General features: G+C 33.1%; 21 protein-coding genes and 1 pseudogene. 4 read left to right on the forward strand and 18 right to left on the reverse strand.

The genetic code is table 11. The features are described 5' to 3' along the window. Positions 1-47 precede the first annotated feature (47 nt). From zapE to CD034_RS01285, 6 genes are all read right to left on the reverse strand, one after another. The gene (zapE, locus tag CD034_RS01255; RefSeq protein ID WP_017175335.1) at positions 48-845 is read right to left on the reverse strand and encodes an AFG1/ZapE family ATPase; all 798 of its coding nucleotides are present in this window, start codon (positions 843-845) and stop codon (positions 48-50) included. A gap of 12 nt (positions 846-857) precedes the next feature. Continuing rightward, positions 858-1,652 carry a DnaD domain protein gene (locus tag CD034_RS01260; RefSeq protein WP_103288067.1) on the reverse strand — a complete coding sequence of 265 codons (795 nt, stop codon included), beginning with the start codon at positions 1,650-1,652 and terminating at the stop codon, positions 858-860. Between the two features lie 313 nt (positions 1,653-1,965). Continuing rightward, the gene (locus CD034_RS01270) at positions 1,966-2,217 is read right to left on the reverse strand and encodes a hypothetical protein (protein ID WP_103288068.1); all 252 of its coding nucleotides are present in this window, start codon (positions 2,215-2,217) and stop codon (positions 1,966-1,968) included. Between the two features lie 59 nt (positions 2,218-2,276). After that, a complete protein-coding gene (locus CD034_RS01275) occupies positions 2,277-2,420 on the reverse strand; it encodes a hypothetical protein (protein WP_258026797.1) in 144 nt (47 codons plus the stop codon). Positions 2,421-2,551: 131 nt separating this feature from the next. Further along, a complete protein-coding gene (locus CD034_RS01280) occupies positions 2,552-2,821 on the reverse strand; it encodes a hypothetical protein (protein ID WP_002455738.1) in 270 nt (89 codons plus the stop codon). Positions 2,822-2,858: 37 nt separating this feature from the next. Next, positions 2,859-3,062, reverse strand: coding sequence for a helix-turn-helix transcriptional regulator (locus CD034_RS01285; protein WP_002455739.1), 204 nt, complete (start codon positions 3,060-3,062; stop codon positions 2,859-2,861). A gap of 149 nt (positions 3,063-3,211) precedes the next feature. Between CD034_RS01285 and CD034_RS01290 the strand changes: the two genes are divergently transcribed. Continuing rightward, the gene (locus CD034_RS01290) at positions 3,212-4,072 is read left to right on the forward strand and encodes a helix-turn-helix domain-containing protein (protein ID WP_103288070.1); all 861 of its coding nucleotides are present in this window, start codon (positions 3,212-3,214) and stop codon (positions 4,070-4,072) included. 119 nt (positions 4,073-4,191) lie between these two features. Further along, complete coding sequence (locus tag CD034_RS01295) at positions 4,192-5,328, forward strand: site-specific integrase (protein WP_103288071.1); 1,137 nt, start codon at positions 4,192-4,194, stop codon at positions 5,326-5,328. Positions 5,329-5,424: 96 nt separating this feature from the next. On the opposite strand, the gene CD034_RS01300 is transcribed toward CD034_RS01295, so the two are convergent. Both CD034_RS01300 and CD034_RS01305 read right to left on the reverse strand, forming a co-directional pair. Then, complete coding sequence (locus tag CD034_RS01300; protein ID WP_103288072.1) at positions 5,425-6,504, reverse strand: branched-chain amino acid aminotransferase; 1,080 nt, start codon at positions 6,502-6,504, stop codon at positions 5,425-5,427. 174 nt (positions 6,505-6,678) lie between these two features. After that, positions 6,679-7,635 carry an NAD-dependent epimerase/dehydratase family protein gene (locus CD034_RS01305; RefSeq protein ID WP_002449055.1) on the reverse strand — a complete coding sequence of 319 codons (957 nt, stop codon included), beginning with the start codon at positions 7,633-7,635 and terminating at the stop codon, positions 6,679-6,681. Positions 7,636-7,908: 273 nt separating this feature from the next. Between CD034_RS01305 and CD034_RS01310 the strand changes: the two genes are divergently transcribed. Then, positions 7,909-10,794 (forward strand): 5'-nucleotidase C-terminal domain-containing protein, encoded by a 2,886-nt coding sequence (locus CD034_RS01310; protein ID WP_070653742.1) that lies wholly within the window; start codon positions 7,909-7,911, stop codon positions 10,792-10,794. Positions 10,795-10,870: 76 nt separating this feature from the next. Here the strand turns inward: CD034_RS01310 and CD034_RS01315 are convergent, their stop codons facing one another. From CD034_RS01315 to CD034_RS01330, 4 genes and pseudogenes are all read right to left on the reverse strand, one after another. Then, entirely contained in the window at positions 10,871-11,824 is a 954-nt protein-coding gene (locus CD034_RS01315; RefSeq protein ID WP_103288073.1) for an ornithine cyclodeaminase family protein, read from the reverse strand. 312 nt (positions 11,825-12,136) lie between these two features. Continuing rightward, positions 12,137-12,556 carry an NUDIX hydrolase gene (locus CD034_RS01320; RefSeq protein ID WP_002455746.1) on the reverse strand — a complete coding sequence of 140 codons (420 nt, stop codon included), beginning with the start codon at positions 12,554-12,556 and terminating at the stop codon, positions 12,137-12,139. Between the two features lie 4 nt (positions 12,557-12,560). Beyond that, complete coding sequence (locus CD034_RS01325) at positions 12,561-13,073, reverse strand: GNAT family N-acetyltransferase (protein WP_002488410.1); 513 nt, start codon at positions 13,071-13,073, stop codon at positions 12,561-12,563. A gap of 156 nt (positions 13,074-13,229) precedes the next feature. After that, a pseudogene (locus CD034_RS01330) lies at positions 13,230-13,370 on the reverse strand (8-amino-7-oxononanoate synthase); the annotation flags it as partial. Between the two features lie 181 nt (positions 13,371-13,551). On the opposite strand from CD034_RS01330, the gene CD034_RS01335 reads away from it, so the two are divergent. Beyond that, entirely contained in the window at positions 13,552-14,718 is a 1,167-nt protein-coding gene (locus CD034_RS01335; protein ID WP_002455749.1) for a M20 family metallopeptidase, read from the forward strand. Between the two features lie 182 nt (positions 14,719-14,900). Here CD034_RS01335 and tuf read toward each other — a convergent pair whose 3' ends face one another. From tuf to rpoC, 6 genes are all read right to left on the reverse strand, one after another. Continuing rightward, a complete protein-coding gene (tuf, locus tag CD034_RS01340; RefSeq protein WP_002449023.1) occupies positions 14,901-16,085 on the reverse strand; it encodes an elongation factor Tu in 1,185 nt (394 codons plus the stop codon). A 209-nt stretch (positions 16,086-16,294) separates the two neighbouring features. Continuing rightward, positions 16,295-18,376 carry an elongation factor G gene (fusA, locus tag CD034_RS01345; protein WP_049336725.1) on the reverse strand — a complete coding sequence of 694 codons (2,082 nt, stop codon included), beginning with the start codon at positions 18,374-18,376 and terminating at the stop codon, positions 16,295-16,297. A 121-nt stretch (positions 18,377-18,497) separates the two neighbouring features. Continuing rightward, positions 18,498-18,968 carry a 30S ribosomal protein S7 gene (gene rpsG / locus CD034_RS01350; protein WP_001137495.1) on the reverse strand — a complete coding sequence of 157 codons (471 nt, stop codon included), beginning with the start codon at positions 18,966-18,968 and terminating at the stop codon, positions 18,498-18,500. Between the two features lie 69 nt (positions 18,969-19,037). After that, positions 19,038-19,451 (reverse strand): 30S ribosomal protein S12, encoded by a 414-nt coding sequence (rpsL, locus tag CD034_RS01355; protein WP_002449050.1) that lies wholly within the window; start codon positions 19,449-19,451, stop codon positions 19,038-19,040. Between the two features lie 89 nt (positions 19,452-19,540). Continuing rightward, positions 19,541-19,801 carry a ribosomal L7Ae/L30e/S12e/Gadd45 family protein gene (locus CD034_RS01360; RefSeq protein ID WP_002449063.1) on the reverse strand — a complete coding sequence of 87 codons (261 nt, stop codon included), beginning with the start codon at positions 19,799-19,801 and terminating at the stop codon, positions 19,541-19,543. Positions 19,802-19,948: 147 nt separating this feature from the next. After that, entirely contained in the window at positions 19,949-23,542 is a 3,594-nt protein-coding gene (gene rpoC / locus CD034_RS01365; RefSeq protein WP_161800511.1) for a DNA-directed RNA polymerase subunit beta', read from the reverse strand. Positions 23,543-23,566: the final 24 nt, after the last annotated feature.

Consider the following 23,566-nt stretch of genomic DNA (forward strand, 5'->3'; position numbering starts at 1 on the left):
TGTTACTCCTTTCTAAGAAGCGGAACGGGTACAAAGCCCGTTACCACTTATGATTTAAAATCTTTTAATCTATAATCTGTACCATGCATTTTTATAATTTGTGTGTTTTTCATCAAACGACTAAATCTTTTTGCTTTATCGTCATTGTTAGATAGTTCTAATGCTTCACGATTAGTTGTTATGATGTTGCTTTTACCTGTTCTCATATCTGTTAATGAAAATAGTTTTTCATTGCCATAATCGTTTACTGTTGTTCCATAATCATCTATCACAAGCAAATCTACATCTCTAATCATTTGATCTAATTCTTTTTCAGTCATTGCTACATTCTTGTTATAGGTATTTCGATATGCTTTTACTAATTCAGTAACATCTAAGAATAAAGCTGTATAGCCTTTCTTTTTAACTTCTCTTACAACCGACATAGCTAAATGACTTTTGCCTATACCATAACTCCCTTGTAAAAGTAGCGACTTTGGTTGATCTGGTTTAAAGTTAGCTGCATACTTTTGTAGAATCTGCTTAGCTTCTAATAAGTTTTTATTAGTTGGTTTATAATTATCAAATTCAGCTTTTAATAAATCATCATTCATCATGGATTGCTTAAATACTTTTTCAATATTCAAGCGTTTTTGATTTGCTTTGTGTTGGCTTCTGCTTTGTTTTCCTTTCTCAATAGATTCACACTCGCACCCGTTTCTGATTATTTGAATTGTACCGTCTGACTTTCTGAATTTATGATAACTATATATGTTTTTACATTTATCACATTTAAGGTTATATTGTTCTTCAATCAATTCACTACGCATTTTGCTTTTTAAATCAATATCATTAATACTTTTCAAGTAGCTTCCCTCCTAAAATAAATCTGCATATTGAGAGTTATCGAATGTTTTTGTAGATTCAGTTTTGTTTTTACTTGCTTCACGTTGTTTTCTACGTGCTTCTATATCATCAATAGATTTAATACCGTCTTGATACCAACTTTTAAGAATACTGTTAGCATAGCTCCACTTACACACGTTATTTGTTGCTGCTTCTTTTAATGCTTCTATAACGATATTCTCATTACCGTTGAAATCATCTATCCAGTTTTCAATCTGATCCACTACAAATGGTTGAAGTATTCCAAATCCATTTTCTTGGTAAAAGTTGAATACATTACTATAAGAATGTGACGGTGGTTGTTGTTTAGTAGTGCTTGCACTACTACTACTGTTAATTTCTGTATCATAATTATTAGTTAAATCCTTATAGGTATTATTAATATTAGTAGTGTGCCTTTTTCGGTTTTCCGTTTTTCCGTTTTCCGAAAAACCGTTTGCCGATAATCCGTTTTCCGAAAATGGCATTTCGGTTGGCGTTTCATAAACAATATATTCATAACCGTTAAAAACGCCGCTATCTTGTCTTTTTTTACTACGCTTTATATATCCATACTCTATTAATTCATGAATACCAGTATTTATTGACTTAATACCATCTTTCATGTGTTTCTTTATTTCAGCGGTATATATTTGCCAATCATCAGGCCGACTTAGTAAATACAATAAAATACCTTTAGCTTTAGCTGATAATCTATCATCAGTTATAAAACCTTTATGAATGGTTACAAAGTTACCACTCTCTTTTTTGACTCTGTATGTCGTCAATCTTCTGCCCTCCTTTGCTGCTAATTTTTATTAATCTATAAAAAGCCTCTTTCAAATAATTGTGTCCGTAATGTTTTAAAACGCTTGTAACTGATCATCAAATCATTGCATGTTTGTGTAGCGCTAGGAATAAAGTTATCCCCTACATGTGCCATGTAATAGCAGTACAATGCTTTGGCTTCTATACTTATATCTTTGCTAGACATAACACTTTGTGTAATGACGCCATAACCTTTAGAACACTTGATTTTATTAGTCATAAAATGCTATCCTTTCAGTAGTTTATTATTTACCTATATTACATCTATTGGCGTTATCTGTTTCTACTTTGGCTAGTGCGAACAGATGACGCTTTTTCTATTTCTAACTTCATTTCATATTCTTTTCTTTGTGCTTCTATTAATCTTTCATACATAAGTTCAATAGCTTTTTGTTTATTGTTATCTTTCAATAATTCAATAGCTTCCTCGTATGCTTTAGCTTCAAATGAATATGAAGTATATAAAATCACATCTTTCACTTTGTTTACTTTTTTATGATCGTATTTCTTTTTAAATAATTTCATTGTTTTGTTCCTCCTATAGCTCCATATTGAAGCGATTTATTATTTTGAATACTTTCTACTTAAATCTCTTTTCTGTTTCTTAAATGCTGTCTGTATGCTTTATAAAGATATGAATGTTCTTCACTTCTCATATCAAATTTAAGTGCTGCAATCATACTTCCAAATAAGAAAAACACTAACGCATAATGTAATTCAGAATACATATTTAGAAATATAGTAATTACACATATATAAGCGAGCTCATTCAGAAATCTAATCAATTTAAACACCACCTTAAAATTGAATTAATACTATCGTTCAATCACAAATTATTAACATGCGGGACTTAGATAATTTATTTTTTCTGTGATAGTAAAAATTCTTCTACTTCTTTGAGATCATAGTAATAACTGCGACCTTGCTTTCGTTTAGTAAGTCCTAAACGTTCCCACTCGGTAATGTCACTATGTGTACATCTATATAACTTTCTTAATTCTGTTTGTGTAGCCCATCTCTTTTGTTGTTGCTCTATCTTTCGCTGCGCTATCTGTTCGGCAAGTTTTAAGATACCATTTGCTAATTCTAAAGAAGCGGATTCACTTAGTATTGGTTGCTGTTCTGCCATATCCAACCCTCCATTATGAACTTTTTAGAACTAATAATTAAAAAAATATATCTTCCATAGTTATATTTGGAAAATAAGGCAATAATAATTCTTTAAATTTTTTCTTTTCTTCATCGGTAAAGCTAGATTTATTTGTCTCTTTGTTATAGTAACTTTGCTTTGAAATACCTAATTTTTGTCCCATACCTTCTTGCGTCAAATTTAAATAATTTCTATAACCTTTGATTTTATTAATTGTCATTTTAACACCTCTATTCAAAACTTTTTAGAACTTACAAATACATATTATCATCTTACTTTTTACTAAGTCAATATTTTTTTGTACTTTTTAGAACTTTCTATTTAATTTATCACTATTATTTATTATAATTAGTGTTGAGGAGGAAAATTATGTATTCGTATAATAAAGAACAAGTAGGTAAAAGAATCAAATCTATTCGACAACAAAAAGGACTTACTCAAGAATCGTTTGGGGAATTGTTTGGAGCTAGCAAAGGAAATGTAGCAACATGGGAAAAAGGTATTTCTTTACCTAATGCAAGCAGATTAAGAGAGATCGCTGATTTAGTAAGTATAACTGTAGAAGAGTTACTCTATGGAGAATTTGTAGATAATTTTCAATTAGTTAAATTGTTAAATAATAACCCTAATGAACTAGAGATTATGATTAAATCTAATATTAAAGCTTTTTTCAACTTATTAGATGACTTTGAATATTATGAATATACAATCGTTATTCCAAAGTCGCAAAGATTTTATTTTGTTAAATTACAAAATCGAATTTTATTAGCTATTTCATTAGAAAATAAATCCACTTATCAAGAAAAAGATAATAAAGATAAATTAATTAATAGAATGACAGATGTAGTTATGCATAATTTACAAAATGATAATGATTCAATGAATGAAATGTTGTATAAATCTGATATTATAAATAATTTGGTTGCTCTTATAAACTTAGAATCAAAAGAATTTAAAAATATAATTCTCTTTTTAATAGATATTTTAGAAACTATTGGCAAGCAATATCCAAAAATACTTAGTTTCATGTTAAATAGAAAATTAGATATTCTATCAAATGAAATAAATGATTACTTTGTTATTAATAATACTACTAAAAATTCCAAAGAAAATATTGATGATGAAATTTTTGATAAGAATTTAGTAATTGATACAGTAAGTTATGAAAAATATAAATATTTACAAAATCAAATATTTGATTTAAAAAAATATATTAATAAAAATTTCTAACCTTTCCACTCCTGCTTACGAGTTCATACATACTATTACCGCACCAATGAGTAACCACTCTCAAAGGTGTGTTCAATCCAATCAAACGCATGCGGGCAAGTAGAAAGGATTGATTTACAATGATTAAGAAATATAAAAAGAAAGACGGCTCAACGGCGTATATGTTTGTTGCATATCTCGGTGTTGATCCAATTACTCGTAAGCAGAAGCGGACAACAAGACGTGGCTTTAAAACTGAAAGAGAGGCCAAAATTGCAGAAGCTAAGCTACAAACAGAAGTTCAAAGTAAGGGATTTCTAAATAATGATATTACGACTTTTAAGCAAGTATATGAGTTATGGCTAGAGCAATATAAATGCACCGTTAGAGAAAGTACATTTGTTAGAGTTAGTAATATGTTTAAAATAAAAATACTTAAAGAATTTGATAATATGCCTATTCAAAGTATTACTACGCCTTATTGTCAAAAAGTTATAAACTACTGGATAGAAAATTATAAGGATTTTAGAAATATTAAGGTATATGCTGCGAATGTATTTGAATATGCTGTTATGTTGAAAATAATACATGAGAATCCATTTAAATATACTAAATTACCGAAAAGAACAAGAAATAAAGGTAATGAGCATTTAACCTATTATTCTAGTGATGAATTAAAACAATTTCTAGAACTTATTAAAGATGATTTAATGTATTATGCTATGTTTCGACTTTTAGGATTTACAGGTATGCGTAGAGGAGAATTAATGGCTTTAACTTGGGAAGATATAAACTTTAAAAATAAAACAATCAGTATAGATAAAACTGTTACTATTGGACTTAACAGTAAAGAGATTATACAACCTCCTAAAACTCATTCATCTATAAGAGTTATAAGCATTGATGATCGTACTCTTTCAATATTAAAAAATTGGCGTGTAGAACAACGTAAACTTTGTTTAATGCATGGACATAACACAAGTAATAAATCACAATGTTTATTTACAAATTTACGAACAAATAAACGTCTTCAAGTGCAGCACCCCAATAAAGCAATGGATAAAATATGTAAGAAATATAACTTTAAAAAAATTAAAATTCATGGTTTTAGACATACTCATTGTTCATTATTATTTGAAGCGGGCTTATCTATTCAAGAAGTGCAAGACAGACTCGGACATGGCGATATTAATACAACAATGGATGTTTATGCTCATATTACCGAAAAACAACGTGAAAAAGTTGCTGAGAAGTTTGCTAATTATATTAGTTTTTAACAATAACGTATTCAAAACGTATTCAATTTATAATTATTAAAAAAACAACAAGCTAGAAACCGCATAGTTATAACGTTTCTAGCTTGTTTTTATAAGTTATCTATATTTCGGCACAATAACTCTCCAACCATGTTTATCTTCTAATTTACCACTTTGGATACCAGTGTATGTGTCATATAATTTTTTAGTGATTTCTCCAGGTTCATTATTATTAATCACAATTTCTCTATCTTCATATTTTAATGTACCTACTGGAGAGATGACTGCTGCCGTACCAGAACCAAATACTTCTGTTAATTCGCCTTTATCGTAAGCTTCGAATAATTCATCAATAGATACTTTACGTTCTTCTACTTCATAGCCTAATTCTTTTGCTAATTCGATAATTGATTTACGTGTAATACCAGGTAAAATACTACCATTTAACGCAGGAGTTACTAATTTGCCATTTTCAACAAAGAAAATGTTCATACTACCTACTTCTTCAACATATTTTTGTTCAACGCCGTCCAACCACAATACTTGATCATATCCTAAGTTATTCGCATTGGTTTGTGCTAATAAACTTGCTGCATAGTTACCTGCTACTTTAGCAAAACCTACACCCCCACGAACTGCACGTACATATTCATCTTCAACATAAATTTTTGTTGATTTTAATGTATCACCGCCGTAGTAAGCGCCTGATGGAGATAAGATAATTAATAATTTGTATTTTTTAGAAGCACGAACACCTAAGATGCCTTCTGTAGCGAATACGAATGGACGAATATATAAAGATTGACCCTCGCCTTCTGGCACCCAATCACGTTCGATATCAACAAGTTGTTTCAAACCTTCTAATAATAATTCTTCATCTACTTTAGGCATTTCTAAACGCGCTAATGAATCATTGATACGTTTGAAGTTTTGATCTGGACGGAATAATACGACCTCACCATTATGTTTATATGCTTTTAAACCTTCAAATACAGCTTGACCATAGTGTAAACTTTGTGCTGCTGGAGAAATTTCAAACGGTGCATAAGGAACAATTTTTAATTCTTGCCAACCGCCTTTTTCTTCATCATAATCTACACTTAACATATAGTCAGTGAAATATTGCCCAAACCCAAGATTTCCTTCTGGTTTTTCTTTAAGTGTGTCACGTTGTTCAAATTTAACTTTTTCTGACATGTTGAAGCCTCCTAATATATTTCATGAATAAGATTTAATATAAATTATAGCAATCTCATATAGTCTATTCAATAAATTTTCTAAAAATTCAAATAAAATAAAAAATGAAACCCTTTTCTTTTTTATACTCTTTAAAAGAGAGTCAAAATCCAAACCACCTTTTTAATTATGAACTTATGTCTTTTCTTCATTTTCTTTAATCGTTCGTATCATTGTTTCTGTCATTTTAGCCAAATGATACTTTGGATTAAAGCCCCATTCTTTTCGAGAATAACTGGTATCAATATTATCTGGCCACGTATCTGCAATCGCTTGTCTTACTGGATCGACATCATAATCTAATGTAAATTCAGGAATATGTTTTTGAATTTCTTTCTTAATCATCTCAGGTTCAAAACTCATTGCGCTTAAATTATAACCATTGCGTATTACAAGTGTCTTACTATCCGCTTCCATAAGTTGAATAATCGCATCAATGGCATCGTCCATATACATCATATCCATATACGTATGTTTAGCGATATAACTCGTGTAGTGACCATGTCTAACCGCTTCGAAATATATTTCTACTGCGTAATCTGTAGTACCTCCGCCTGGCTCTTTGGTATGTGAAATGAGCCCTGGAAATCTTACACTACGTGTGTCGACACCAAACTTTTTAAAGTAATATTGGCATAATAATTCACCTGTAACTTTATTTATCCCGTACATTGTTGTCGGTTGTTGAATCGTATTTTGAGGTGTGTTTTTCTTAGGTGTAGACGCACCAAATGCCCCAATTGAACTTGGCATAAAGAAATGTAAGTCATACATTCTTGCAGTTTCTAAAGCATTCATTAACCCACCCATATTTAAATCCCAAGCCTGCAAAGGATTTTTTTCAGCTGTTGCAGAAAGTAACGCAGCCATATGCATAAGTGTATCTGCTCTAAAGTCTTCTACTACAGCCATCATTGCGTCACGATCTGTTACATCAAGTAATTCAAATGGACCATCATTAATCAATGAATGTGGTTCTAGCTCTTTAATATCAGTGGCTAATACATTATTTTTCCCATATAATTTTCTACATTTTAGTACCAATTCAGTTCCTATTTGTCCTAGTGCTCCTGTAATTACAATTCTCTTCATTATTATTTCTCCCTTTATCTTATCTATCCTAGTAGCGACTTTTTAGAACTCCCCATATTCTTAGATCCACTATATTATAAAACTATTTACATATATCATTAGATTGTACGTTAAAGTAATAATTTTATTCTTCTAATAAATTACTTATTTGATTTAATTTACGTTTTGTTTGTTAATTATTTTTAAAATTATCTTAAATTATTTTTTCCTTCTTATATTTCAGCGCCTATATGCTACTATAAACTTGTAAATTATTTTTAAAAGGAGGCTAACATGAAGAAATATTTTGTATCACTCTTATTGATTTTCTTTATTGCTTTTGGATTATTATCTTTAACATCATATGCAGCAGAAGTTCCCGATACCGCTTCAACTTTACAAAATGATGCGATATCTTCCCAATCTAAAGCAATGACATCTTCACCACAAGAGAAAACATCTCAAAATCATCAAACTACTTTTTCAGAAAAAACAACTTCTGAAAAAGCGACTACGGAAAATGTCTCAACTATTAAAACCTCTCAAGATAATGTATCAACACAAAATAAGACTCAAATAGTTGAGCAACATATTTCTTCACCACAGACGAACTCAACATCATCGACAACTGTAACATCTCAAACGTCATCTGAAGTACCTACTCAAGAAAAAGCATCACAAACAACTCAAACATCATCGGCACAACTTCAAACTTCAAAAGAAAATATTACTGCACCAAAAGCAATGTCTCAAAAGACATCATCAACCTCTTCTGTTCAAACATCTCGCCCATCAACTAATGTATCAACCCAAAAGGCTACACTAACACAAACATCAAAATCTCAAGATACGACAACATTAAACCATAAGAACATTACAACTCAAACTACTTCAAATACTAAAGCAACTACACCATCATCTACAACACACGCTATTTTACATACAAATGATATTCATGGTCGCTTTGTAGAAGAAGACGGAAGAGTGATTGGCATGGCTAAAGTAAAAGGTCTTAAAGATCAAATTCAACCTGATTTAGTATTAGATGCGGGAGACGCTTTCCAAGGACTGCCTGTTTCAAATAAATCAAAAGGTGAAGAAATGGCAAAAGCGATGAATAGTGTAGGTTACGATGCTATGACAATCGGTAACCATGAATTTGATTTTGGTTATGATCAGTTAATGAAATTGCAACAACAGCTTAATTTCCCAATGTTATCATCTAATATTTATAAAGATGGCCATCTTATATTTAAACCATCTACAATCATAACTAAAAATAATATACGTTATGGGGTTGTAGGTGTGACAACACCTGAAACTAAAACAAAAACCTCTCCAACAGCAGTTAATGATATTGAATTTAAAGATCCACTTCCCAGTGTGACACAAGCAATGAATGATATTAAAGATAATGTAGACGTTTTTGTTATTTTATCTCACTTAGGTGTCGATAAATCTACAAGAAATATATGGCGTAGTGATTATTTAATTGATCAATTAACACAATCAAAACTATTTTCACACCCCATTTTCGTCGTAGATGGACATTCACATACCGTAATCGAACATGGTAGAGACTACGGCGCAAATAATGTACTTACTCAAACAGGTACAGCACTTGCAAATGTTGGACGTATTGATTTCGATGTACATAATGGAACTATTAATAATGTAAATGCCTCACTGATTAATGTGGCAGATACTAAAGAAGTTCCAACTGACTCTCAAATTGAAGCTCAAACACGTCAAGCAAATAACGAATTTTTAAAAGAAACCTCAACTGTGATTATTCCAAATAATCCAGTGACGTTAAATGGCGAACGTGAACACGTACGTACACAAGAAACTAATTTAGGGAACCTTATTACAGATGCTATGGAGGCTTATGCTGAAAAGAATTTCTCACATCGACCTGACTTTGCAGTCACAAATGGTGGTGGTATTAGAGCTTCTATTCAAACAGGCCAAGTAACTGAAAATGATGTTATAACAGTATTACCTTTTGGAAATTTAATTTCTCAAATTGAAGTTAAAGGTTCTGACGTTAAACAAGCATTTGAACATAGTTTAAGTTCTACTACCGATATTCAAGATGGGAAAAAAGTTTTAGCCCCAAGTGGTGGCTTTTTACAAGTATCAAATTCAATTCGCGTATACTTTAATCTTGATAAAGAATCTGGCCAACGTGTCAGTGCCATTAAAATCTTAAACAAATCAACTGGTAAGTATGAAAATTTAGATTCTAATCGTACATATTATGTAACGACAAATGATTTTACAGCTCATCAAGGTGATGGTTATGATATGTTCGGTGGAAAACGTGAGGAAGGAATCTCTTTAGATGCTGTTGTTTCCCAATATATAAAAGAAGCTGATCTAAGTAGTTATGATACAGTGGATGCTGTACGAATCATCAATGGTCAACCTGAAATCGATGAACAAACTGATGATGCGACTACTACACAACCGCATGATCAAACGACATCATCTCAATCAAATACACACCTAGAAGGAGCACAACCAAAACATCCAGGTAAAGTCTCTCAACCTAATAAAAAAGATAATGATCACAAAGTAGTTGCCATTCATGAAAGTCCTCATCCTTGTATCAACCATCATAAATCAATAGCACCAAAACATCATTCAAATGATATGGCAAATACAAACCATAAACATCTTACTTCAACGCATACTCAACAATGTCATACTCATGCTATAGCAATTGATAAACACAAAAATTATACTGGTACGCATGCACACATCAATCACTATGATGTTGCTCATCACCCTATCAAAACAATGCTATCTTTAGAAAATAAGTTAACTCAAGAATCACAATATCATAACATTGCACATTTGATTGGACCTTATCAATATCAATCTAATCAAGAACTTACATCATCTAAAGCATGTCATACGAATAAAGGATCAAGAGCGTATACATTACCTCTAAAGCATGGTACGGATTCAAATACTCATCATGATTCTATACACGTAGTGACAATAAATGACTCAGAAGCAACATCAGAATTAACTGGATGTTATACAAATAAGCATCATGTACAACTTCCAAGCACAGGTAAAAAAGAGGCTAATTTAGAGCACGGTATTGCGATTTTATTAGTAACAACAGGTGCTGGATTGATATATCTTCGTCAACGTAAAAAATCAGCATAATATTTAAATAAAAATACCGTATCAGCTATATCTACGTTATCACTGATACGGTATCTATGTTTTATACAGTATAGGGTTAATTAGTTTGTTGAGCTTTTTTATAAAAGTATTGTGCCACTACTATATCTACAATAGCTAAACCTACTGATTTAAATACTGTCACTTCTTCTTCATCATCACGTCCAGATATTTTTCCACTTACGATATCTCCTAGTTCACCATGTAATGATCGCTCAGTAATGATGCCTTCTTCTAATGGTACTTTTAAATCACCTGTTTCTTCCATTGCTGCTTCTGTAGATTCAACAACTATTTTATTAGCAATCAACATCGTTTCTGAAGGGAGTTCTTGCATTTCAGGTTTAAATGAACCTACTGCATTTAAATGAACACCGGGATGTAATGAATGAGAATACACCGGTTTATTTGAATTTGTAGTTGTCACAACAATATCTGCGTTTTCCATGGCTTGATCTGCTTCATCGAAGACTTTTGTTGACACGTGATACGTTTGTTTCACAAATTCAGCCAATGTTTCAGCTTTAGCTCTTGTACGACTCGAGATATGAAGCATTTCAATATCTCTCACTGCTAATATTGCTGCAATGAGCCCCTCAGCTTGATCTCCAGCGCCAATCACACACAATGTTTTTGCATTTTCACGCGCTAAATATTTTGTAGCTACACCAGAAATGGCGCCTGTACGAATCTTAGTTAAATAACTACCATCAAGTACAGCAAGGGTTTCTCCTGTATCATAATCGCTCAGCAAGACTGATCCAGTAATTGTTTTTTTATCTAGTTTAGGATTATTAGGTGCGAAAGTGACTGTTTTAATACCGACAATATTTAATTCATCTGATAAAGCTGGCATCACTAAATATCTATTTTCTTTATTAAAAGGTAACACATAACGTAATGGCGTTTCAGTTTTTCCTTCTGAAAACACCTGTAACGCATGACCGACTTCTTCAATCACTTCTTTCATATCTAATAAGTTTTGTTGATCTTGTTCATTTAAAACGATCATTTCATAGACCTCCACTATTTGGATATTGTTAAATGATAGATTAGAAGTAACAATCATTCAATTTAATCATTATATATTCTAATCCACTGAATATTAATATTTTTTATAGATTTTATTAACTTATTATTGTGATGATATAAAATTGATGATGTCTTTATATTATAAATAAAAGGTACAGTTTATATAATAAAGTGCCTTGCGATTTCATAACAATATGAAACTATTCATAAACTTTTGACACCCATCACTTTTCTTATGAGAAAAGTGATTTTTTTATATCTTCCTATAAATGATTGCTATAATACCTTTGTTTCAATCTATAACACCTTCATTATAATAGGTAGCTTTATTATTTAAAAATACTTTTAAACTGTGATTATAGTATGTAAGATTTTGATCTGCTTCTTCGATGGTCATCCATTTTGTTTCTGAAATTTCATCTTTCATTTGTATATCTATGACTTCATTTTTAATTGTAGCTTTAAACATAATAAATAATGTGTGTACATTCATTTGAGTTGATTTACCTTCATTAATACTTACGATATCTCCAATCTTAGCATTAAGACCTGTTTCTTCCATTACTTCACGTTTCAAAGCTTCAATTAGCGTTTCTTCCTTTTCTACCTTTCCTCCTGGTAATGACCACCCCCCGCCATCTGTATTATTAACAAGTAATACTTTTCTTTCTTGATTTTGTATGAGCGCATATACGACTTTTAAATCTTTCACAGTTTCACCTTCCATCATTTGGAATTTCAAATCGACTTACTGGCTGGCCGTTTTTTTTAATGTACGAATTAATTTCATATCCTCCATGTTTTTTTATTACTTTTTGTGAAGCATAATTATAAGGATTACATGTCATCAATACTTTATGTATCCCCATTTTATTTAGTCTATTTAGTGCTTCTTCTAACATGCTTGAAGCATAACCATTTCCTCTGTATGGTTTGGCGACGCCATAACCTACATGTCCTCCAATGTTTTTTAATTTATCATTAAGTTCATGACGAATATTTACTGCACCAACAATATAATCATTTTTAAAATAAAATAATGTTGTAGAAGGAACGGTATTCATATTTACGGGTGGATGATTCAATTGTTCGACCATTTGTTGAAAAGATTGATAATGTGCGACATCGACATTAGATGGAACAATTTTCTCATTGTTGTCATACCAATATTGTAAATATCGAATTAAACTTTCTTTATCTTTATACTCTAGTTTTCTTAATTCAAGCATGTATACACCTCTTTTTTTACAATTAGTGTACCACTAAAAATGAAAAACAATCCATTTATACATTTAAACTAATAGATGACTCAAATTAATTAAATGTTTATTTAATACTATTTAACCTTTTCCAACTTTTTAATACTTTAAGTGCTTGATCTAACATTTTTTAGTGCGTGCGACATAATCACCTACGACATCGATAGCTTTAGATAATGTACCGATTTGGAAATCAATTTTGTCTTGTAAGTTTAAATGTTTTACTATTCCTGCACCTTTATCTATCACAAAACCATGTGTCTCATCATTTTCTTTTATTATTGATTCATCATCATTTATTATCATCATAATCATTTTATATTATAAGATAATTCATTCATTTAATACCTGATAGTGTATCTTTTATTAAAATTATAATGAGTGACTACTGAGTTTAAGTAGAATTTGTTATACTAAAGTTCATAATAATTAGGAAGAAGTGGTCAATGTGTTTGATTGGTTTCAATTAGCCAGTGAAAAAGAAAATAGAATGATTCAAATGCGTCGCTATATGCATCAATATCCAGAGCCTTCATTTGAAGAAACGTGGACACATAACTACATTCTCAATCAGTTAAGTCATTTAGACTGTGAGATTGTGTCACCTGTAGGACGAAATGGTATCAAGGCAACTTTTAAAGGAAAAGAAAATGGTCCAACTATTGCATTTCGTGCAGACTTCGATGCATTACCAGTCCAAGAATTAAACGAAGTTCCATATAAATCTAAAAACGATGGTTTTATGCATGCATGTGGACACGATGGTCATACTGCTATTTTATTAGGTGTTGCTGAAATTGTTCACGAACATCGTCACTTATTAAAAGGAAATGTTGTATTTATTTTTCAATATGGTGAAGAGATTATGCCAGGTGGCTCTCAAGAAATGATTGATGATGGCTGTTTAAACGATGTTGATAAAATTTATGGTACTCATCTTTGGAGTGGTTATCCTACTGGTACAATTTATTCAAGACCAGGTGCAATCATGGCTTCTCCAGATGAATTCTCGATTACCATTAAAGGTAAAGGAGGTCATGGGGCTAAACCTCATGAAACAATTGATCCAATTGTAATTATGGCTGAGTTTATACTAAGTGCTCAAAAAATCATTTCTCGTACCATTGATCCTGTAAAAGAAGCAGTATTAACCTTTGGTATGGTACAAGCAGGTTCTTCTGATAGTGTTATTCCAGATTCAGCATTTTGTAAAGGGACCGTACGTACCTTTGATACAAAACTACAAGCGCATGTTCAAGAGAAAATGGATAAGTTATTACAAGGTCTTGCATTAGCGAATGATATCACTTATGACATGGAGTATATTAGAGGGTATTTACCAGTTCATAATCATGAAGCAGCTTATGAAACAGTTAAACAAGCGGCAAATGAGTTACATTTACGTTTTAATAAATCAGAACTGATGATGATTGGTGAAGACTTTTCACACTATCTAAAAGTCCGACCTGGTGCATTTTTCTTAACTGGATGTGGCAATGCTGATAAAGGTATTACAGCCCCACATCACAATCCTCATTTTGATATTGATGAAGCAGCATTTAAATATGCTGCAAGTGAATTTCTTAAAATCTTAGAACTTGAAAGCGTTTTTTAATTCATTGTTAAATATGTATCGTAAATCTTAGAAAATAAACGATTGAACCAGCTCATAGATAGTATTTATCTATGAGCTGGTTTATTAATATTTTTTACTAAATGAAAGCAAAGTGAACTTACGTCTTATTTTCAAATAAAAAAAGACCCCCACTAAGGGAGTCTTCCATATCAAATAATAAATTATTCGAAGATTTCAGTTACAACGCCTGATCCTACAGTACGTCCACCTTCACGGATTGAGAAACGAGTACCGTCTTCAATCGCGATAGGAGCGATTAATTCTACTGTCATTTCAACGTTGTCACCAGGCATTACCATTTCAGTACCTTCTGGTAAGTTAACAACACCAGTTACGTCAGTAGTACGGAAATAGAATTGTGGACGATAGTTAGAGAAGAATGGAGTATGACGTCCACCTTCATCTTTTGATAAAACGTATACGTCTGCTTTGAATTTTGTGTGAGGTGTAATTGAACCTGGAGCAGCTAATACTTGACCACGTTGTACATCTTCACGAGCAACACCACGTAATAAAGCACCGATGTTGTCACCAGCTTCAGCGTAGTCTAATAATTTACGGAACATTTCTACACCAGTAACAGTTGTTTTAGAAGTTTCTTTGATACCAATAATTTCAACTTCTTCACCAACTTTGATTTGACCACGTTCAACACGGCCTGTAGCAACAGTACCACGACCAGTGATTGAGAATACGTCCTCAACTGGCATCATGAATGGTTTATCAGAGTCACGTTCTGGAGTTGGAATATAATCATCAACTGCTTGCATTAATTCTAAGATTTTTTCTTCGTATTGAGCATCGCCTTCTAAAGCTTTTAAAGCTGAACCAGCGATTACAGGTACGTCGTCACCTGGGAAGTCGTATTCAGATAATAAGTCACGTACTTCCATTTCAACTAATTCTAATAATTCTTCATCGTCAACCATGTCAACTTTGTTTAAGAATACTACTAATGCTGGTACACCAACGTTACGTGATAAAAGAATGTGTTCACGAGTTTGTGGCATTGGACCATCAGCAGCAGATACTACTAAGATAGCGCCGTCCATTTGAGCAGCCCCAGTGATCATGTTTTTAACATAGTCAGCGTGTCCTGGGCAGTCAACGTGAGCATAGTGACGTTTGTCAGTTTGATATTCGATGTGTGCAGTATTGATTGTAATACCACGTTCTTTTTCTTCTGGAGCGTTGTCAATCATGTCATATGATTGTGCTACAGTGTCACCATTTTTAGCTAATACAGTTGCGATAGCAGCTGTTAAAGTAGTTTTACCATGGTCAACGTGACCGATAGTACCAATATTGGCATGTTCTTTTGAGCGATCAAATTTTTCTTTTGCCATTATTAAATCTCTCCTATTCTAGTTAAGTTATTTCAATATTATCTCTCATGATAGTTACTCACTATCATGAGACATAATGATTGTTCTAAAAAGAATTCATAGTTCTTTTATAATGCATTTTGGATAAAAAATCAATTCATAAAGATGAATGCTTAATTAATAAGCTCAAGCTGTATTTTACCTAGATTTACTAGTTAAAACAAGTTATATTATTCACCTTTATTTTTTTTGATGATTTCTTCAGCAATTGATTTTGGAACTTCTGCATAATGGTCAAAGTACATAGTGTAAGTACCGCGACCTTGAGTGTTAGAACGTAATGAAGTTGCATAACCAAACATTTCTGAAAGTGGTACATAAGCGTTAACAACTTGTGCATTACCACGTGGTTCCATACCATCAACACGTCCACGACGAGCTGTTACGTCACCCATGATATCGCCCATGTATTCTTCAGGCATTTCGATTGTAACTTTCATCATTGGTTCTAAGATAACTGGATCACATTTTTTAGCAGCTTCTTTAAGTGCTAATGATGCAGCAATTTTGAAGGCCATTTCTGATGAATCGACATCATGGTATGAACCATCAAATAATTTAGCTTTAACATCAATTAATGGATAACCAGCTAATACACCATTTTCCATGGCATCTTTAAGACCAGCTTCAACTGATGGAATGTATTCACGAGGAACTACACCACCAACGATAGCGTTTTCGAATTCGAACCCTGCGCCAGTTTCATTTGGAGTGAATTCAATATGAACATCACCATATTGTCCACGACCACCTGATTGACGAGAGAATTTACCTTGAACTTGAGCAGATTGTTTAAATGTTTCACGATAAGAAACCATTGGTGCACCTACGTTACATTCAACGTTGAATTCTTTTTTCATACGGTCTACTAAGATATCTAAGTGTAACTCACCCATACCACCGATGATAACTTGTCCAGTTTCTTCGTCAGTATGTGCATGGAAAGTAGGGTCTTCTTCTTGTAATTTAACTAAAGCTTGAGTCATTTTATCTTGGTCAGCTTTAGACTTAGGTTCTACTGATAAGTGAATAACTGGTTCTGGGAATTCCATTGATTCCAAGATAATGTCATTTTTCTCACCACATAAAGTGTCACCAGTACCTGTTTCTTTAAGACCTACAGCTGCAGCGATATCTCCTGAGTAAACAGTGTCAATTTCTTGACGAGAGTTCGCATGCATTTGTAATAAACGACCTACACGTTCACGTTTGTTTTTTGTTGAGTTTTTAACGTATGAACCAGATGTTAACGTACCTGAATATACACGGAAGAAAGTTAATTTACCAACATAAGGGTCAGTCATAACTTTGAAAGCTAATGCTGCGAATTCGCCATTATCGTCAGCTTTTGCAATGACTTCTTCATCAGGATTTTCAGCACGATGACCTACGATAGGTTTAACATCTAATGGTGATGGTAAATAATCAATTACTGCATTAAGCATTAATTGAACACCTTTGTTTTTGAATGCTGTACCACAAAGTACTGGGTAGAATTCTACGTCAGTAGTAGCTTGACGGATAGCATTTTTTAATTCAGCTACTGAAATTTCTTCGTCACCAAGATATTTTTCCATTAATTCGTCGCTAGTTTCTGCAACTGCTTCGATTAAATTAGAACGAGCTTCTTCTGCTCTTTCTTTGTGATCTTCAGGAATTTCAATTTCATCAATTTCTGTACCTAAGTCATTTGTATATTTGAAACATTTCATTTCAACTAAGTCGATGATTGCTTCAAATTCATCTTCGGCACCAATTGGTAATTGGATAGGTGCTGCATTTGCTTGTAAGCGATCATGTAATGTGCTTACTGAATACTCAAAGTTTGCACCAAGTTTATCCATTTTGTTAACGAATACAATACGAGGAACACCATAAGTAGTAGCTTGACGCCAAACAGTTTCAGTTTGAGGTTCTACACCTGATTGAGCATCAAGTACAGTAACCGCACCATCAAGTACACGTAATGAACGTTCAACTTCTACAGTGAAGTCTACGTGCCCTGGTGTATCGATAATGTTAACGCGGTGGTCTTTCCAAGAAGCTGTTGTTGCAGCTGATGTGATTGTAATACCACGATCTTGTTCTTGTTCCATCCAGTCCATTTGTGAAGCACCTTCATGTGTTTCACCAATTTTGTGGATACGACCTGTATAATAAAGAATACGTTCAGTCGTTGTAGTTTTACCAGCATCGATGTGAGCCATGATACCGATATTACGAGTGTTTTTCAAAGAAAAGTCTCTAGCCATTGTTTTTCTCCTTCCAGTTATTACTGAATAAGTACTATAGAATATGGCGATGCCCTAAGCATGAACCATTTTACTTGGTAAACCAATATGACGGAACACACTCAGGGTTAAAGCTTTAATCTTACCAACGATAGTGAGCGAATGCTTTGTTCGCTTCAGCCATTTTGTGAGTGTCCTCACGTTTTTTGACTGCACCACCTGTATTATTAGCAGCATCTAAGATTTCGTTAGCTAAACGATCTTCCATAGTTTTTTCACCACGAAGACGAGCGTAGTTTACTAACCAACGTAATCCTAAAGTCGTACGACGTTCTGGGCGCACCTCAACAGGTACTTGGTAGTTTGAACCACCTACACGACGCGCTTTTACTTCTAATACTGGCATAATGTTGTTAATAGCTTCTTCGAATACTTCTAAAGCATCACGACCACTGCGTTGTTCTACAAGGTCAAATGCAGAATAAAGAATTCTTTGTGCTGTTCCGCGTTTACCGTCTAACATAATTTTGTTAATTAATTTTGTAACTAACTTAGAGTTATGAATTGGATCTGGTAATACGTCTCTTTTAGGTACTGATCCTTTACGAGGCATTATAAAGTCCTCCCTTCCTATTATAATATATTCTTAAAAATTGATAGTAAAATTTACACAATCTTAAACTTAATTTTTAGGTTTTTTAGTTCCGTATAATGAACGTCCTTGTCTACGTCCATCTACACCTGAAGTATCAAGCGCACCACGTACAATATGGTAACGCACACCAGGTAAGTCTTTTACACGTCCACCACGTACAAGTACAACACTGTGTTCTTGTAAGTTATGGCCGATACCAGGAATGTATGCGTTGATTTCAATGTTATTTGATAAACGCACACGAGCGTATTTACGTAACGCTGAGTTAGGTTTTTTAGGTGTCATTGTACCTACACGAGTACAAACACCACGTTTTTGAGGTGAGTTTAAGTGAGTAAATTGTTTCTTTTTACTATTGAAACCTCTGTTTAACGCTGGTGAATCTGATTTTTTAGATTTACTTTGTCTAGGTTTACGTACTAATTGATTAATAGTTGGCATTGAATGTCCTCCTCTCTTCATTTTTTAATTCCACACATCCAGGTGGTTCATTTTTAGGTTAAATAAAATTTAGTAAGTGTAAAAACTTACTAATTCTCATTCAATAACGCAACAATTGTCGCATTAACATTAATACCTACTGCTTTTCCTAAAGCCGATTTGCTTTCGAAATAAGTAATCGGTATACTTTTATGATTGATTTGGCTAAATACTTGAGCTAATAAATATATCTCAACATCTTTAGCAATAATCAATGATGTAACTTGATCTTTTTTCAACGCTTTTAACGTTTGTTTAAGACCAACTACAAAATGTTGTTTGTTAAAGCGTGCAACTTTTTCATTAGACATTAAATATCCTCCAAAGTTCTGCTTGCATCAACCTTTACAATAATAACACTTTATATAATAATTAGTCAACATTTTTTATCATTTTCTGTAAATATTAAAACAAAAGAACTTGGAACAAATTAAAGTTCCAAGTTACTTTCACATTAATTACTCAGTCACTTCTGCTTCGTCAGTTTCAGCAACTGGAGTACCCACTTTATCGTATTTAACGTCACTATAACGTCTCATACCTGTACCAGCTGGGATAAGTTTACCAATAATAACATTCTCTTTAAGTCCAAGTAAGTCATCGCGTTTACCTTTAATAGCAGCATCAGTAAGTACACGAGTAGTTTCTTGGAAAGAAGCCGCAGATAAGAAGCTTTCTGTTTCAAGAGATGCTTTAGTAATACCAAGTAATACTGGTTTTGCAGTAGCTGGGCGTTTACGTTCTTTAAACGCTTCTCTATTAGCATCAGTAAAGTTATGAATATCTACTAATGAACCTGGTAGAAGTTTAGTATCACCAGCTTCAATAATTCTTACTTTACGTAACATTTGTCTAACCATTACTTCAACGTGTTTATCGTCAATTTCTACACCTTGCATACGATAAACTTTTTGCACTTCTTTAAGTAAGTAGCTTTCAGTCGCGTTTAAACCAGCAACAGCTAAGAAGTTCTTAGGTTCAATAGAACCTTCAGTTAATACTTCTCCACGTTCTACTGATTGGCCAATTTCTACTTTAATTCTTGAAGTACCTGAAGCAAGATAAGATCTTGTTTCATTAGCGCCTTTAATCACAATTTCTTGTTGGCGATCTTTTGCTAATTTAATATCTTCAACGACACCTTCGATTTCAGTAATTACCGCTTGGCCTTTAGGGTTACGTGCTTCAAAGATCTCTTGGATACGAGGAAGACCTTGAGTGATATCGCTTCCTGCTACCCCACCTGTATGGAAAGTACGCATTGTAAGTTGAGTACCAGGCTCACCAATTGATTGAGCGGCAATAGTACCAACTGCTTCACCTACTTCAACTTTTTCACCTGTAGCAAGGTTTTTACCGTAACATTTTTCACATACACCATGACGAGTATTACATGTAAATGCTGAACGGATATACATTTTTTCAATACCTGCATCTGTAATTTTCTTAGCAATTTCAGGTGTGATTAATTCATCAGGACGAATAATGATTTCATTCGTTTCAGGATGACGAATTGTTTCTTTAGAATAACGTCCTTCAATACGTTCGACAAATGGTTCAATCATTTCTGTACCTTCTTTAATATCAGAAACTAATAAACCACGGTCCGTACCACAATCTTCTTCACGAACGATAACATCTTGTGCAACGTCAACAAGACGACGAGTAAGATAACCTGAATCAGCTGTTTTAAGTGCTGTATCGGCAAGACCTTTGCGCGCACCATGCGTTGAGATGAAGTATTCTAATACTGTTAAACCTTCACGGAATGATGAAGTAATTGGTAACTCAATAATTTTACCTGATGGCGCAGCCATTAACCCACGCATACCGGCTAATTGTGTGAAGTTAGATGCGTTACCACGGGCACCTGAGTCACTCATCATAAAGATTGGGTTTGTTTTTTCAAGTGATTGCATTAATTCGCCTTGAATTTGATCTTTAGCATCTGTCCAAATTTCAACAACTGCGTTGTAACGTTCATCTTCAGTGATTAAACCACGATTAAATTGTTTAGATACACGTTCTACTAATTTTTCATGTTCATCTAAAATTTGTTGTTTATCTGGAAGTACTACGATATCAGATACACCAACTGTGATACCAGCTTTAGATGAGAATTTGAATCCTAAATCTTTCATACGGTCAAGCATCATTGATGTATCTGTGATGCTAAATCTGTTAAATACTTCAGCAATAATATTACCTAAGAATTTTTTGTTGAAAGGTGCAGTAAGTTCTTGCTCTTCGAAGTAAGCTTTAAGACCACCTTCACCTAATTGTGTTGGATCAACAAAATATTTATCAGGTGTTTTATCTTCTAAGTTTTCTTGAGTAGGTTCATTAATATATGCAAATGAATCTGGAATGATTTCATTAAAGATCACTTTACCTACAGAAGTAGCTAAAATTTTATTATTTTGTTCTTCTGTAAATGTAGGATTATTAAGTGAACGTGCATGTAAACCTATACGAGTGTGTAGATGCACATAACCATTTGCATATGCTTTAAGTACTTCATTTGTATCATTAAAGATTATACCAGTATTTACAGCATCTTTACGTTCTAAAGTTAAGTAATAGTTACCTAATACCATATCTTGTGATGGTGTAACAACTGGTTTACCATCTTTAGGGTTCAAGATATTTTGCGCCGCTAACATTAACATACGTGCTTCAGCTTGTGCTTCTTTAGATAATGGTACGTGTACCGCCATTTGGTCACCATCAAAGTCAGCGTTATAAGCTGTTGTTACAAGTGGATGTAAACGGATTGCACGTCCTTCTACTAAAGTAGGCTCGAAAGCTTGAATACCTAATCTGTGAAGCGTTGGGGCACGGTTAAGTAATACTGGGTGTTCTTTAATGACATCTTCTAATACATCCCATACTTCATCATCCATGCGTTCAATTTTACTTTTCGCATTTTTAATGTTTGTTGCAATTTCACGTTGCACTAATTCTTTCATTACGAAAGGTTTAAATAATTCAAGTGCCATTTCTTTTGGAAGACCACATTGATACATTTTTAAGTTTGGTCCTACCGCGATAACTGAACGGCCTGAGTAGTCAACACGTTTACCAAGTAAGTTTTGACGGAAACGACCTTGTTTACCTTTTAACATATGTGATAAAGATTTCAATGGTCTATTACCTGGACCAGTTACTGGACGACCACGACGACCATTATCGATTAATGCATCTACTGCTTCTTGTAACATACGTTTTTCGTTTTGCACGATGATACCAGGAGCACCAAGATCTAATAAACGTTTCAAACGATTATTACGGTTGATAACACGACGATATAAATCATTTAAGTCACTTGTTGCAAAACGTCCACCATCTAATTGAACCATAGGACGAATTTCTGGTGGAATAATTGGTAGTACATCTAAAATCATCCATGAAGGATTATTTCCAGAATTTCTAAATGATTCCACAACTTCTAAACGTTTAATTGCACGTGTTAATCTTTGTCCAGTTGCTGATTCTAATTCATCACGTAATGCTTTTAATTCTTCATCTAAGTCAATTTCTTCTAATAGGTCTTTAATACCTTCTGCACCCATTTTTGCTACAAATTGACCTGGGTATTTATCATAATATTCTCTGAATTCAGCTTCAGATAATAATGATTTTTTCTCTAATCCCGTTGGACCTGGATCTACAACCACATAAGAAGCAAAATAAATAACTTCTTCTAATGATCTTGGAGACATATCTAATAAAAGACCCATGCGACTTGGAATACCTTTAAAGTACCAAATGTGAGAAACAGGTGCTGCTAATTCAATATGCCCCATTCTTTCACGACGAACTTTAGATTTTGTGACTTCTACACCACAACGGTCACAAACCATGCCTTTGTAGCGTACACGTTTGTACTTACCACAACTACACTCCCAGTCTTTTGTAGGTCCAAAAATTCTTTCACAGAAAAGACCATCTTTCTCAGGTTTCAAAGTACGATAGTTTATTGTTTCTGGTTTTTTTACTTCACCATATGACCAAGAACGGATTTTTTCAGGTGAGGCTAAACCGATTTTCATATAATGGAAATTATTTACATCAAT

It is taken from the genome of Staphylococcus hominis subsp. hominis, from assembly GCF_002901845.1.
GTDB lineage: Bacteria > Bacillota > Bacilli > Staphylococcales > Staphylococcaceae > Staphylococcus > Staphylococcus hominis.

Coding starts and splice junctions, on each gene's coding strand:
- rpsG (WP_001137495.1), bottom strand. CDS start 18,968: ATGCCTCGTAAAGGATCAGTACCTAAAAGAGACGTATTACCAGATCCA.
- CD034_RS01280 (WP_002455738.1), bottom strand. CDS start 2,821: ATGGCAGAACAGCAACCAATACTAAGTGAATCCGCTTCTTTAGAATTA.
- tuf (WP_002449023.1), bottom strand. CDS start 16,085: ATGGCAAAAGAAAAATTTGATCGCTCAAAAGAACATGCCAATATTGGT.
- CD034_RS01325 (WP_002488410.1), bottom strand. CDS start 13,073: ATGCTTGAATTAAGAAAACTAGAGTATAAAGATAAAGAAAGTTTAATT.
- CD034_RS01295 (WP_103288071.1), top strand. CDS start 4,192: ATGATTAAGAAATATAAAAAGAAAGACGGCTCAACGGCGTATATGTTT.
- CD034_RS01275 (WP_258026797.1), bottom strand. CDS start 2,420: ATGTATTCTGAATTACATTATGCGTTAGTGTTTTTCTTATTTGGAAGT.
- CD034_RS01270 (WP_103288068.1), bottom strand. CDS start 2,217: ATGAAATTATTTAAAAAGAAATACGATCATAAAAAAGTAAACAAAGTG.
- CD034_RS01305 (WP_002449055.1), bottom strand. CDS start 7,635: ATGAAGAGAATTGTAATTACAGGAGCACTAGGACAAATAGGAACTGAA.
- CD034_RS01290 (WP_103288070.1), top strand. CDS start 3,212: ATGTATTCGTATAATAAAGAACAAGTAGGTAAAAGAATCAAATCTATT.
- rpsL (WP_002449050.1), bottom strand. CDS start 19,451: ATGCCAACTATTAATCAATTAGTACGTAAACCTAGACAAAGTAAATCT.
- CD034_RS01360 (WP_002449063.1), bottom strand. CDS start 19,801: ATGTCTAATGAAAAAGTTGCACGCTTTAACAAACAACATTTTGTAGTT.
- CD034_RS01300 (WP_103288072.1), bottom strand. CDS start 6,504: ATGTCAGAAAAAGTTAAATTTGAACAACGTGACACACTTAAAGAAAAA.
- CD034_RS01285 (WP_002455739.1), bottom strand. CDS start 3,062: ATGACAATTAATAAAATCAAAGGTTATAGAAATTATTTAAATTTGACG.
- rpoC (WP_161800511.1), bottom strand. CDS start 23,542: ATGAAAATCGGTTTAGCCTCACCTGAAAAAATCCGTTCTTGGTCATAT.
- CD034_RS01310 (WP_070653742.1), top strand. CDS start 7,909: ATGAAGAAATATTTTGTATCACTCTTATTGATTTTCTTTATTGCTTTT.
- fusA (WP_049336725.1), bottom strand. CDS start 18,376: ATGGCTAGAGACTTTTCTTTGAAAAACACTCGTAATATCGGTATCATG.
- CD034_RS01315 (WP_103288073.1), bottom strand. CDS start 11,824: ATGATCGTTTTAAATGAACAAGATCAACAAAACTTATTAGATATGAAA.